The 12,819-nt window shown below is 59.7% G+C and carries 13 protein-coding genes and 1 rRNA gene (1 of these 14 only partly in view); 1 reads left to right on the forward strand and 13 read right to left on the reverse strand.

Annotation, left to right across the window (positions count from 1 at the left end):
- The 13 genes from NUH87_RS13920 to NUH87_RS13980 all read right to left on the reverse strand — a co-directional run.
- Positions 1-706, reverse strand: a 16S ribosomal RNA gene (locus NUH87_RS13920) (it extends 831 nt beyond the left edge of the window).
- Positions 707-1,270: 564 nt separating this feature from the next.
- On the reverse strand, positions 1,271-1,879 hold the full coding sequence (msrQ, locus tag NUH87_RS13925; RefSeq protein WP_338526428.1) for a protein-methionine-sulfoxide reductase heme-binding subunit MsrQ: 609 nt from the start codon (positions 1,877-1,879) through the stop codon (positions 1,271-1,273).
- The gene (msrP, locus tag NUH87_RS13930) at positions 1,879-2,892 is read right to left on the reverse strand and encodes a protein-methionine-sulfoxide reductase catalytic subunit MsrP (RefSeq protein WP_338526429.1); all 1,014 of its coding nucleotides are present in this window, start codon (positions 2,890-2,892) and stop codon (positions 1,879-1,881) included. The genes msrQ and msrP overlap by 1 nt, the downstream gene beginning before the upstream one ends.
- Positions 2,893-2,955: 63 nt before the next feature.
- Positions 2,956-3,813 (reverse strand): CDP-diacylglycerol--serine O-phosphatidyltransferase, encoded by an 858-nt coding sequence (gene pssA / locus NUH87_RS13935; RefSeq protein ID WP_040064183.1) that lies wholly within the window; start codon positions 3,811-3,813, stop codon positions 2,956-2,958.
- Between the two features lie 124 nt (positions 3,814-3,937).
- Positions 3,938-5,095, reverse strand: coding sequence for a glutathionylspermidine synthase family protein (locus NUH87_RS13940; RefSeq protein ID WP_338526430.1), 1,158 nt, complete (start codon positions 5,093-5,095; stop codon positions 3,938-3,940).
- A gap of 14 nt (positions 5,096-5,109) precedes the next feature.
- Complete coding sequence (locus tag NUH87_RS13945) at positions 5,110-5,856, reverse strand: DUF1190 domain-containing protein (protein ID WP_338526431.1); 747 nt, start codon at positions 5,854-5,856, stop codon at positions 5,110-5,112.
- Between the two features lie 27 nt (positions 5,857-5,883).
- The gene (locus NUH87_RS13950) at positions 5,884-6,309 is read right to left on the reverse strand and encodes a DUF350 domain-containing protein (protein ID WP_040064179.1); all 426 of its coding nucleotides are present in this window, start codon (positions 6,307-6,309) and stop codon (positions 5,884-5,886) included.
- 13 nt (positions 6,310-6,322) lie between these two features.
- Entirely contained in the window at positions 6,323-6,982 is a 660-nt protein-coding gene (locus NUH87_RS13955; RefSeq protein WP_338526433.1) for a DUF2491 family protein, read from the reverse strand.
- A 97-nt stretch (positions 6,983-7,079) separates the two neighbouring features.
- The gene (locus tag NUH87_RS13960; protein WP_338526435.1) at positions 7,080-7,784 is read right to left on the reverse strand and encodes a PspA/IM30 family protein; all 705 of its coding nucleotides are present in this window, start codon (positions 7,782-7,784) and stop codon (positions 7,080-7,082) included.
- Positions 7,785-7,806: 22 nt separating this feature from the next.
- On the reverse strand, positions 7,807-8,382 hold the full coding sequence (locus NUH87_RS13965) for a YjfI family protein (RefSeq protein WP_422393941.1): 576 nt from the start codon (positions 8,380-8,382) through the stop codon (positions 7,807-7,809).
- A gap of 283 nt (positions 8,383-8,665) precedes the next feature.
- Entirely contained in the window at positions 8,666-9,682 is a 1,017-nt protein-coding gene (gene ilvC / locus NUH87_RS13970; RefSeq protein ID WP_040064174.1) for a ketol-acid reductoisomerase, read from the reverse strand.
- Between the two features lie 49 nt (positions 9,683-9,731).
- Positions 9,732-10,223 (reverse strand): acetolactate synthase small subunit, encoded by a 492-nt coding sequence (ilvN, locus tag NUH87_RS13975; protein WP_040064172.1) that lies wholly within the window; start codon positions 10,221-10,223, stop codon positions 9,732-9,734.
- Position 10,224: 1 nt separating this feature from the next.
- A complete protein-coding gene (locus NUH87_RS13980) occupies positions 10,225-11,949 on the reverse strand; it encodes an acetolactate synthase 3 large subunit (RefSeq protein WP_040064198.1) in 1,725 nt (574 codons plus the stop codon).
- Between the two features lie 403 nt (positions 11,950-12,352).
- On the opposite strand from NUH87_RS13980, the gene NUH87_RS13985 reads away from it, so the two are divergent.
- A complete protein-coding gene (locus tag NUH87_RS13985) occupies positions 12,353-12,784 on the forward strand; it encodes a DUF4124 domain-containing protein (protein WP_338526439.1) in 432 nt (143 codons plus the stop codon).
- The last annotated feature ends 35 nt before the right edge of the window (positions 12,785-12,819 follow it).

Here is a 12,819-nt window from a genome sequence, read left to right on the forward strand (position 1 = left end):
TTCCTATATCTACGCATTTCACCGCTACACAGGAAATTCCACCACCCTCTACCATACTCTAGCTCGCCAGTTTTGGATGCAGTTCCCAGGTTGAGCCCGGGGATTTCACATTCAACTTAACGAACCACCTACGCGCGCTTTACGCCCAGTAATTCCGATTAACGCTTGCACCCTCTGTATTACCGCGGCTGCTGGCACAGAGTTAGCCGGTGCTTATTCTGTCGGTAACGTCAAAACACTAACGTATTAGGTTAATGCCCTTCCTCCCAACTTAAAGTGCTTTACAATCCGAAGACCTTCTTCACACACGCGGCATGGCTGGATCAGGCTTTCGCCCATTGTCCAATATTCCCCACTGCTGCCTCCCGTAGGAGTCTGGACCGTGTCTCAGTTCCAGTGTGACTGATCATCCTCTCAGACCAGTTACGGATCGTCGCCTTGGTGAGCCATTACCTCACCAACTAGCTAATCCGACCTAGGCTCATCTGATAGCGCAAGGCCCGAAGGTCCCCTGCTTTCTCCCGTAGGACGTATGCGGTATTAGCGTTCCTTTCGAAACGTTGTCCCCCACTACCAGGCAGATTCCTAGGCATTACTCACCCGTCCGCCGCTGAATCGAAGAGCAAGCTCCTCTCATCCGCTCGACTTGCATGTGTTAGGCCTGCCGCCAGCGTTCAATCTGAGCCATGATCAAACTCTTCAGTTCAAACATCTTTGGGTTTTGAGAAAACCCTAAACTTGGCTCAGCAATCGTTGGTTACATCTTTGATTTCTCGCGGAGTAACTTGTGATGCTGATAATCTAGTGACTATTCAGTCTGACTCCACAAGCACCCACACGAATTGCTTGATTCAGTTGTTAAAGAGCGGTTGGTGAGCTGTTCGCTCAACCGAGGCGCGCATTCTACAGCAGCCTCATTTGCTGTCAAGTGATTATTTTCAGAAGTTTTCAAGGTTTCCCGTGTAACTTCAACCACTTGCGCTTCCGATCTCTCGTTAGCGGGAGGCGAATTCTACAGCGTTACACGCTGCTGTCAACACCTCTTTTACACCGCTTTCGATCGAGAGGATCGAACCGCTGAACCGGCGAAAACACGCTGCCGTTTCAGCTCCTTCTGGGCTTCGATACACTGAAGCGAACCGCTTGACCCAAACCTAAAAACCTTCGTAACTCATTGAATCTCAAAGGCTTTTCCGTTTCGACCGCGCCGGAAGTGGGGCGAATTATAGACCTGTAGGATTTGCCGTCAACCGTTAATTTCACTTTTCTGTCATGCGAGCGGTTTTCGCGCCACAAGACGGGGAATTCGACGTGTCACTACAGGGATACGCAACGCAATAAGCAGCGCACCTATAGAGGCATATACCGTCCACTCCTTCAGATCGGCCCGCACGATCCACAACATATGCAGCAGCCCCAACCCCAGGATCACATAGACCAGGCGGTGCAACTTCTTCCAGCGCGTACCCAGGCGACGCTGACTGTAACGGTTCGACGTCACGGAAAGCGCCAACAAACAGAGGAACCCCAGCGCACCGACAATGATGTAGGGCCGCTTGCGCAACTCGACCGCCAATTGCGACCAGTCCAACTCGAGCACAAACACCAGGTAAGCGGCCAGGTGCAGCAGCACATAGGCAAAACACCACAAGCCCAATTGACGCCGCACCGCGATCCAGCCCGGCCAGCCAGTGAGCTTCTGCAGCGGCGTCATGCTCAAGGTCACCAACAACAGGACCAGCGTCCCCAAACCCAGCCGATCAACCAGGACCTTTCCCGGATCCGGTCCCAGGGCAAAGCTCCAGGCCTGATACAACCAGAGCAGCGGCCAGATCGCCGCGGCAATAAAGACACCCACGCGCCAGAACGGATATCGCATCAGTAGTTCTTCCGCAGATCGAGACCGGCATATAAAGAAGCGACCTCATCCGAGTAGCCGTTGAACATCTGCGTCTCGCGCACATTGGGACTGAACAGACCACTGGGCAAGCGCCGCTCCCGTGCCTGGGTCCAGCGCGGATGGTCGACGGTAGGATTCACATTGGCATAGAAGCCATACTCATCCGCGGCAATGCTTTGCCAGGTGGTCCTGGGCTGCTCCTCCACCAGGCTGATACGCACAATCGACTTCACGCTCTTGAACCCGTACTTCCAGGGCACCACCAGACGCAACGGCGCACCGTTCTGATTGGGCAGCTCTCGCCCATACATGCCCACCGCCAGAATCGCCAAGGGATTCATTGCTTCGTCCAGACGCAGCCCTTCCACATAAGGCCAGTCGATCAGGGCGAAACCGGAACGCTGGCCCGGCATGCTCTTGGGGTCCTGCAGGGTTTCGAAACGAATGTACTTGGCCTTCGACGTCGGCTCGACCTGCTTGAGCAACGCCGAGACGGGAAAGCCGATCCAGGGAATCACCATGGACCAGGCCTCGACACAGCGCAGGCGATAGATCCGCTCCTCCAACTGATAAGGCTTCATGAAGTCCTCCAGGGCATACCGCCCCGGTTTGCCGACCTCGCCGTCCACCACCACCGACCAGGGTTCGGTCTTCAGCGAACCGGCGTTCTGCGCCGGATCCCCCTTGTCGGTGCCGAACTCATAGAAGTTGTTGTAGTGGGTCGCATCCTTGTACGGCGTAATCGCCTCCCCCTTGACCGTCACCGCACCCCATTGGGTCCCGGGCAGTTTCCCGGCAAACCACGAGGGCGCATTCCCCGCCTCTACATCGGCATACCGCGCCGCCTCGGCGGCACTGGCCCAACGCGGCAAGCTGCCGAGCGCCAACCCGGCGACGGAGGCACCGAGCAAGGTACGACGGGAGAGATAGAGGGATTCAGGCGTGACGTCCGACTCTTTGCAATCGGATCGTTTGGGAAGCTTGATGAACATGGCAACTCCGTAGCATTGGAGGACTGATGCACCAATAGACTACGGAGTCTGCGGGAAATTACATCACTCGCCGGCTTTGTGCCGACGCAGACGCAACAGGTACTGGATGGGGCCGGAGGCCGCATAGGCGAGGAAAATCAGCAGCAGGATGCGCGGCGGATCGCTGAACACCACGGCGAACACCAGCACCACGGCGAGAATCGCCACGAACGGCACGCGCCCCTTGAGATCCAGCTCCTTGAAGCTGTTGTACTTGATGTTACTGACCATCAGCATCCCGGCCGCCGCTACCAGCAGCGCCACCAGGAACGACATCTTCGACCCCTGGATCCCGTAGTCGCTGAATGCCCAGACAGTACCCGCCACCACGCCGGCCGCCGCTGGACTGGCCAGGCCGATGAAGTAGCGTTTGTCGGCGGTGCCGACCTGGGTATTGAAGCGCGCCAGACGCAATGCCGCGCCAGCCACATAGATGAAGGCCACCATCCAGCCGACCTTGCCCATGTCACCCAGCGCCCAGCCAAATGCCAGCAGTGCCGGCGCAACACCGAAGGCCACCATGTCGGACAGCGAGTCATACTCGGCACCGAAGGCACTCTGGGTATTGGTCATGCGCGCCACGCGACCGTCGAGGCCGTCGAGCACCATGGCGACGAAGATCGCGATGGCGGAAAACGCGAAATATTTGCTCGCCCCCGCAGGGTCACCCGCACTGGCGGCGTTCTGCGCGCTCATGGCACTGATGATGGCGTAGAAACCGGCGAACAGGTTGGCGGTGGTGAAAAGGTTCGGCAACAGATAGATACCGCGATGGCGGACTTTCTGGCCGTTGGCGTCATGCCCTTCTTCGACATGTTCGTCGATGGGCAGCAGGCTTTCGGCGTCGGAGACCTGACCGGGCTCTTCGGGACGTTCAGTCATGACATTACCTTGCAGCTAAATGAATGGTTTCAACAGCACTCGGCGACCGCTATGGGAGCGCAAAACGATCCCGCTTTATACCAGAAGCGTCCCTGCCTGCGGAAAAACCCAGGAGCCAGGTCAATCAATCCAGGACCACATGCGGCAGGAATCGACTGCTGTCCTTGGTGATCAGGCTATCGTCTTCACGAATGCCGATCCCCGACGCCACATCCCCCACCACCCAGGAGCCGATCACGGTGTAGCTGTCGCCGAACTTCGGCAGCGGGGAAAACGCCTGCAGGATATAGGGTGCATCGGTGTAAGGCCCGTCCTCGGCCACCACCCGGTCGTCGCCGGTACGGATCTCGATGTTCGCGCCCTCACGGGAAAAGAACGGTTTGCGCACCCAGCCCTTGGGCACGGGGTACTGCGGGTTCTGGTCGACATAGGCGGGTAGCAGGTTGGGGTGCCCTTCATGGAATTTCCACAGCAACGGCAATATGCCCTTGTTGCTGACAATGGATTTCCAGGCCGGTTCAATAAACTGGGTGTCGCAGCCCGGCACCGCCTGGCCGAACGCCTCGTGGAAGATATGTTCCCAGGCATGCAGCTTGAACAGCCGCTCGATCCACTGCCCATCCAGATCGACAAAGCGACCCTGCGCCGTGAGGCCGATGTCTTCGATATCGATATGGCGCGCCTCGATACCCGCATGCGCCGCCATCTTGCGCAGGAAGTCCGTGGTCCCACGATCCTCCTCCGAACCTGACATGGCCGAGAAGTAGAACGCCCCGCCCGGTGGAAACGCCGCGAAGGCCCTGACCAGATCTTCGGCCAGGGTGTTGAACTGGTTGGCATGCGCCGGCAGCACCCCCCGGGCGATCTGCTCCTCAAGCCAGAGCAATTGCACGGAACCGGCTTCGAGCAAACTGGTTGGGGTGTCGTAGTTGGCCTCCAGGCACTTGGCCGGACCGCTGCCGTCATAGGCAAGGTCGAAACGGCCATACAAATGCGGATGCCCTTGTTTCCAGGAGTCGCGGACCAGATCGAAAAACGCCGGCGGTATGGCCAGGCTCGTCAGCAGTTCTTCGCTGTCCACCACGCGCCCGACCACATCCAGGCACAGGTCGTGAAGCGCCTTGGTCGGTGCTTCAAGGTCCCGGGTGATCTGCTCCTCGGTGAACAGGTAATAACCTCGTTCATCCCAATAGCGCTCGCCACCGATGGTGTGGAAACCGAAGCCTTCGCGTTCGACGCTTTCGCGCCAGTGCGGGCGTTCTTCGATACCGATCTTTTTCACCCTGGCTGTTCTCCTCAACCGCCGGAACTGAAGAAGCTGCTGCTGCTCTTGCCGCCCCAGCCACTGCGCGCGGTGGCCTGGCTGCCGAATCCGCCACGCGAGACCGTCGAGGAAACCGAGCCGGAACCGCTGCCCAGGCTCTTGCCGAGGGTGGTCGGGGTGTAGGTGTTGGTGGAACTGTTGCGGGCCTGGGTCGAACGACTGAACGACTTGCCCTGCTCGATCTGCCGCGACAACGTCGAACTGGTATAGGAACCGCGGTCATCGCGGCTGTCATAGATCGGCTGTGAATAGTAGCGCCCGCCCCCACCGCTGTTGCTGAGCAGATTGCCGAGCAACAGCCCGGTCAGCAGCCCGCCATTGCCACCACCACCGGAGTTGCCGCCCGACTGTGCGGACGCTTGTTGCTGGGCCTGTTCGAGCTCCTTGCGTGGAACCTCACCGGACATCGCCAGTTCGAAGCCGCCCATCTTCGGCATGTACTTGCCGTCCGGGGTGACCTGGCAATAGCCGGGGACGAAATCGCTGTCACAGGAAGCCTGGTCGTCATAGGTCGGCGCGATACGCCGGTGATCGGCCAGCGCCTGCATGAAGGCGTCGGAGCAGACCTCCACCGGCACTTTCGCCCCCACACATTCCTCGACCGACTTGAAGTTGCTCTTCGAAGTCACCTCAACGTTGTCCTGGGATGCACCGCAGGCGGAAAGCGCCAACGGCAAGGTGCCGGCCAGTACCAGTGTTACGCAGCTACGGGTTCTCATCGAATGATCCTTATCCTTGCCCTGGGCTCAGGCCGACGGTGTCATGCAGGCCGAATTCAGCAAGCCGACGCTGATGGCCACCGCCGCCGAATAGATCGCCGCCGCCATCTCGCCACGCACGATACGCGCGGACAGCCCCTTGAGCACCAGGCTGGTCACGGCAAACGCCAGCAACTGCACCACGGCCGCGATCAGTACCCAGACGACGACGTCCACGACGCTGATACTGTTGGCGATGATATTGCTGGCCGGCAGGGCAAACCCCACCAACGAACCGCCCAGCGCGACCGCGGCGGCGCTATTGCCCTCGCGGATCAGGGTGAATTCCTTGTGGGGCGTCAGGCAGGTGTAGATGAACTGAAAGAGCACGAACAGAACAGCCGCCACCGCCATATAGATGATGAAGCCGAATACCGCGGTGGCGTTGAGCGAGATGCGCAGCGCATCGAGCATGATGATTTCCTTGTCAGAGAACTTCGATATCTGTGATTTGCAGCGTCACGCCAACGGCGGTGGACAGGGTGATCACCCCCTCCTCGTCTTCCTCGACCGAAAACAGCAGGAACTCCCGGCGGTTGAGCAGGCCGATCTCCCGCGCATAAAGCATGCTCAGGTGCTTGATCGAGTAGGCGCCGTCCGGACTCCTGACGAACTCCTGCAGGGGCGTGAGTTCGGTCTGCCCGTCTTCGCTCCCCCATTGCCGCCCATATTCCTCGCCCTCGAGCTCGTAGACCGGCATGCCGATCTTCGCGTTGGGGCCGGTCAGGCTCAGCAATTGTTCCTTGCTGTTGATCGTGGTGACGTCGTGATAGCCGAACAGGATGATGTCCTGAATGTCCTCGGCTGCAGGCCCGTTCATGACCATTTGCAGGAAGTAATCTTCGTTGTCGAGGTAAAACCGTTGCAGGCGCATCGACTGCCCGAGATCGATGTCACCTACCGCCCAGACCTTCTCGTCATCAGGCACCACCACATGGGACTGCCCCTCGAGCAACAGTTTCAAGGAACGGTCCAGGCAGAGCATCCGCCCCGAGGCCAACCCCAAGGGGTTGCCCTGTGCTACCGGGTTCGCGTCCGCGGCAGGCTTCGGTGCCTCGAACCCCATGACGCGCTTGATCCAACTCATCGTGCCTCTCCTTCCTGTCGCGACAACCGGCTATCCCGCCGGTTTTCCAGACGGCAAAAAGGGCAAGGCGCTCACGCGCTTGCCCTGTGACCGTTGCTTACTGGCCCGAGCCAGGATTCTGCCGGGCCTTCAAGCGCGCCAGCACATCACTGCCACTGCCCGACTTGGCCCCGATGCCGGCCTCCTGCAGACGGCGCTCCAGATCGCCACCATTAGCCCCGTCGGCCACTTCCTGGGCGGCATCCAGCTTGGCGTCCCGCTCGTCCTGGCGCTGCTTGATCCGCGCCAGCGAACCGACCGCCGTTTCCAGCTTGCCGTTCGCCCCGCCGGTGGCTGCCGCAGTGGCAACGCGTGCCTGCTGCACCGTCTCGCGGGCCTTGGCCATCTCGACCTGCTGCTTCAACCCCTTGATCTGGCTTTCCGCCTTGCTCAACTGGGCTTGCAGCATCTGCACCTGGGCACCGAACTGATCGGCCAGGATTTTCTCCTGGTCGCGCTGGGCCTCGATCTCGGCCACCTTGTTGGCGCACTCGCCAGCCAGGCCTTCCTGGCCCTTGTCCAGCGCGGCCATGGCCTTGCCTTCCCAGTTGGCGATGTCGTTGTTCAGGCCGTCGAGGCGCTGTTGCGACAGTTTGTGCCGGGCCTTGATGTCCACCAGGCCGTTCTTGGCCTTGGCCACGGCATTCTCGGCGTCGCGCTGTTCCTGCTCGAGGATGCGAATGGCGTTGGCGTCGACGATGCTCTCGCCCACCTCGGAAACACCGCCGCGAATGGCGGTCATGACTTTCTTCCAGATACTCATCGAAAACTCCTTGGGGACTTCATTAAACGTGGATGTGGTCTTCAAAGGCTTCCACCGCACGGATCACGTTCTCCGCCAGGGTGTAGATCTCCTGGACGATCACGGTGATCGTGGAAGCCGCGCTCAGCGCGCCGAACATGCAGTAGACCTCGGTGCCATCGCCGACCCGCTCGATGCCCACGGAGGACAGCGGGAACAGGTCGCGACTGCGCAGCACCAGGCTGTTGAAGACGGTCGGATCCTTGACCCGGCTGACCTCCACCAGGGTCGCGTCCACCAGGATCTGGTCGCCGGACACCGCGAGGTAGAGCGGCAGGTCGCCGAACTCGGTCATGGTCAGCTTGAGGCTCTGCTCTGCATTCTCGGCGAGGGTCAGGGCAATTTCGCCATGGGTCACGACCTCCAGCTCCGCCAGCGCCTTGTGCAGCGAGTTGATCGTCCAGTTGATGTTCTCAGTCATGAATGCCTCCAGTTTGATCCGTTCACCCAGGAAGGGTTGGCGTAACGCCTTTTCGATACCCCGCAGGGCCGCCGCATTCTCGGGGAGAATCCAGAACTCCCGTTTCACCAGACCCGCTTCGCGCAAGCGCGTGCGCATGTCGCGAACATAGTCAGCCGTCGTCTTGGCCTTGGAAGGCAATGACGATGTGTCAGCCGGCTTGTCGCCCGGTAAGGCCTGGTCATCCGGTGCTTTTCTACGGGGCATCGATCTTCCGAAAAATCTTACATGTAAGCAAATTACGTCCTTTGCCTGAATTGTTCAACGTCCGACACAAAGGCTTTATGTTACAAAACAAAACGCCCCGACAAGTCGGGGCGTTTGTGTGTGCAAGCTCTTCCCGCGCTCAACCCCAGGGGTTGGGCACGGGTTGAACGTCAACTCAGTTCTTGGCTTTGTCGACGATCTTGTTCGCACCGATCCACGGCATCATCGAGCGCAGTTGCTCGCCGATGATCTCGATGCCGTGAGCGGCGTTGTTACGACGCTTGGCGGTCATCGATGGGTAGCCGGTAGCGCCTTCGCTGATGAACATCTTCGCGTATTCGCCGTCCTGGATGCGCTTCAGAGCGTTGCGCATGGCCTGGCGGGATTCGGCGTTGATGACTTCAGGGCCGGTCACGTACTCGCCGTATTCGGCGTTGTTGGAGATCGAGTAGTTCATGTTGGCGATACCGCCTTCGTACATGAGGTCAACAATCAGCTTCAGTTCGTGCAGGCACTCGAAGTAGGCCATTTCCGGCGCGTAGCCGGCTTCAACCAGGGTTTCGAAACCGGCCTTGACCAGCTCGACGGTACCGCCGCACAGAACGGCCTGTTCGCCGAACAGGTCGGTTTCGGTCTCGTCCTTGAAGGTGGTTTCGATGATGCCGGTACGACCGCCACCCACGCCGGCGGCGTAGGACAGTGCAACGTTCTTGGCGTTGCCCGAGGCGTCCTGGTAGATCGCGATCAGGTCAGGGATACCGCCGCCCTTGACGAACTCGGAACGTACGGTGTGGCCTGGAGCCTTCGGCGCGATCATGATCACGTCGAGGTCGGCACGTGGCACAACCTGGTTGTAGTGGATCGCGAAGCCGTGGGAGAAGGCCAGGGTGGCGCCTTTCTTGATGTTCGGCTCGATTTCGTTCTTGTACAGCTGGGACTGGAATTCGTCCGGGGTCAGGATCATGACCAGGTCGGCAGCGGCAACGGCGCTGGCCACGTCGGTCACTTTCAGGCCATGGGCTTCAGCCTTGGCGACAGTGGACGAACCTTTACGCAGGCCGACAGTCACGTCAACGCCGGAGTCCTTCAGGTTGCAAGCTTGCGCGTGGCCCTGGGAGCCGTAGCCGATGATGGCGACTTTCTTGCCCTGGATGATCGACAGGTCACAGTCTTTATCGTAGAAAACTTTCATGAAATTCCCCTTTATATCCAGGCCGTTCAGGCCATTCGCTAAATTAAGATTAGATGCTCAGTACTTTGTCGCCACGGGCAATCCCGGTGACGCCGCTGCGTACGGTTTCCAGAATCGAGGCCGTCCCGATCGACTGGATGAAGCTGTCCAGTTTGTCGCTCGTACCGGTCAATTGCACGGTATAAACGCTGGCGCTGACATCGACGATCTGCCCACGATAGATATCGGTGGTGCGTTTGATCTCGGCACGCTGGGCGCCGGTGGCCTTGACCTTGACCAGCATCAGCTCGCGCTCGATGTGAGCGCTTTCCGACAGGTCCACCAGCTTGACCACTTCGACCAGCTTGTTCAGGTTCTTGGTGATCTGCTCGATGATCTCGTCATGCCCCACGGTGGTCAGCGTCAGACGCGACAGGGTCGGGTCCTCGGTCGGGGCCACGGTCAGGCTTTCGATGTTGTAGTTGCGCTGCGAAAACAGGCCAACCACACGGGACAGAGCGCCAGGTTCGTTTTCCAGAAGCAGGGAAATGATGTGCCGCATGTTAGGTACGCTCCGTCTTGCTCAGCCACATATCGCGCATGGAGCCGTCTTTGATCTGCATCGGGTAGACGTGCTCGCTGGTGTCGACCTGGATATCGAGGAACACCAGGCGATCCTTCATGGCGAACGCTTCTTCCATCTTCGGCTTCAGGTCTTTCAGATCCGTGATACGGATGCCGACGTGACCATAGGCCTCGACCAGCTTGACGAAGTCAGGCAGCGATTCCATGTACGAGTGCGAGTGACGACTGCCGTAGCTCATGTCCTGCCACTGGCGCACCATGCCGAGCACGCCGTTGTTCAGGCTGACGATCTTCACCGGCAGGCCGTACTGCAGGCACGTCGACAACTCCTGGATGTTCATCTGGATGCTGCCCTCGCCGGTGACGCAAGCGACGTCGGCATCCGGGAAGCTCAGTTTCACACCCATGGCCGCGGGGAAACCGAAGCCCATGGTGCCCAGGCCGCCGGAGTTGATCCAACGGTTGGGCTTGTTGAACTTGTAGTACTGCGCCGCGAACATCTGGTGCTGGCCCACGTCGGAGGTGATGTAGGCATCGCCCTTGGTCACTTCGCACAGGGTCTCGATCACGGTCTGCGGCTTGATGATGCTGCCGTCGCCCTTGTCATAAGGGAACAGGCCGCGATCACCGCGCCATTCGTCGATCTGCTTCCACCAGCTGGCCACCGACTCCTTGTTCGGCGTCTCGCCGATTTCCTTCAGGGCCGCGACCATCTCGGTCAGCACGCTCTCCACCGGACCAACGATCGGCACGTCTGCCTTGATGGTCTTGGAGATCGACGCCGGGTCGATGTCGATGTGGATGATCTTGGCGTTCGGGCAGAACTTCGAGGCGCCGTTGATCACCCGGTCATCGAAGCGCGCGCCCACGGCCAGGATCACATCGGCGTGGTGCATGGTCAGGTTGGCGGTGTAGCTGCCGTGCATGCCGAGCATGCCGACGAACTGCCGGTCGGTGCCCGGGAAGGCACCGAGGCCCATCAGGGTGTTGGTCACCGGCAGGTTGAGCATTTTCGCCAGTTCCGTCAGCGGCGCGGAACCGCCGCCGAGGATCACCCCGCCGCCCGAGTAGAGCACCGGACGCTTGGCCGCCAGGAGCATTTCGGCCGCCTTGCGAATCTGCCCGGAGTGCCCCCGTACCGCCGGGCTGTAGGAACGCAGCTTGGCTTTTTTCGGGAAGATGTATTCGAACTTCTCGGCCGGGTTGGTCATGTCTTTCGGGATATCGACAACGACAGGACCAGGACGACCGGATTGCGCCAGGTAGAACGCCTTCTTCATGACTTCCGGGATTTCCGAGGCGTGCTTGATCATGAAGCTGTGCTTCACGATCGGCCGGGAGATACCGATCATGTCGGTTTCCTGGAACGCATCGGTACCGACCAGGGTGCTCGGCACCTGACCGGAGATGATCACCATCGGAATGGAGTCCATGTAGGCCGTGGCGATACCGGTAATCGCGTTGGTGGCGCCTGGGCCCGAGGTCACCAGGACCACGCCGGCTTTACCGGTGGCACGGGCGTAGCCGTCGGCCATATGGGTCGCGGCCTGCTCGTGACGAACCAGGATGTGGGTCACTTCCGGTTCTTTGAACAGGGCATCGTAGACATGAAGAAGAGCACCACCCGGGTACCCGTAGATATATTTGACGCCTTCGTCACGCAAGAAGCGGACGAGCATCTCACCGCCAGATAAAAGCTCCACGTTGTTCACCTCTAAAACGCCAGAATACCGTCCACAGACACTGGAGACGGGTCTTAATAGGTTTACTTCTCGGCAGAGCATGAGCGACGGTGGTCGCCGACTACGTCAGCACTGACTGAGCAAGTATTGGGAGTGCCCCAAATGTTGCGGGGGTTTCCCACCCAGCGCGAGGTAACGCGTTGCGGGTGTAACAGGTCGGCGCGGATGTGCGCCTCATGATCTGCCGAGTGGGCCTGCTTCTGGCAGCCCCTCTACAGCGGACTTTGGATTGTTCTGATTCGCCCCGCCTAAGTCAAGTCATCTTGTGAGCTTTCTTCGAACTAAGCGCATGACAACGCAGAAGAAAACCTTTCCCAGGGGAATGTGCTACGTTGCTTATCGCATTGTCTGACAAGGAAACCTGATGCGTAGAAGCATTCTGATGACGGGCCTGTTATTCGCCTTGGTCCCCCTATGCCAGGCCGGTCCGATCTACAAATGGGTCGACGCCCAGGGCGTGACGCATTTCGACGCACAACCGCCAACCGGGCAAGCGGCCACGGTGGTGACGCCGGCGATCGGCAATGCGCCCGCGCCACCACCGCGTCCGGCCGTGCCAGCGAGCACGCCGGTGGGTGACCAGCAGGCCGTGGATGCCAAGGTCAAGAAACAGATTGCCGATCAGGAAGTCGCCCGCAAGGCGTATTGCGAGAAGGTGCGGACCAACCTGGCCCAACTGGAAAACAATGCGCGGGTGCGCGAAGAGGTCAATGGCGAACAGCGTCGCCTGAGCGAAGAGGAGCGCCAGGCGCGACTGAAGGAGACGCGCAAGAACATCGAGGAAAACTGCTCGTAAGCACACTGTGGGAGCCGGCTTGCCGGTTCCCACAT

Source organism: Pseudomonas batumici, assembly GCF_036585405.1.
In the GTDB taxonomy this organism is placed as follows: domain Bacteria; phylum Pseudomonadota; class Gammaproteobacteria; order Pseudomonadales; family Pseudomonadaceae; genus Aquipseudomonas; species Aquipseudomonas batumici.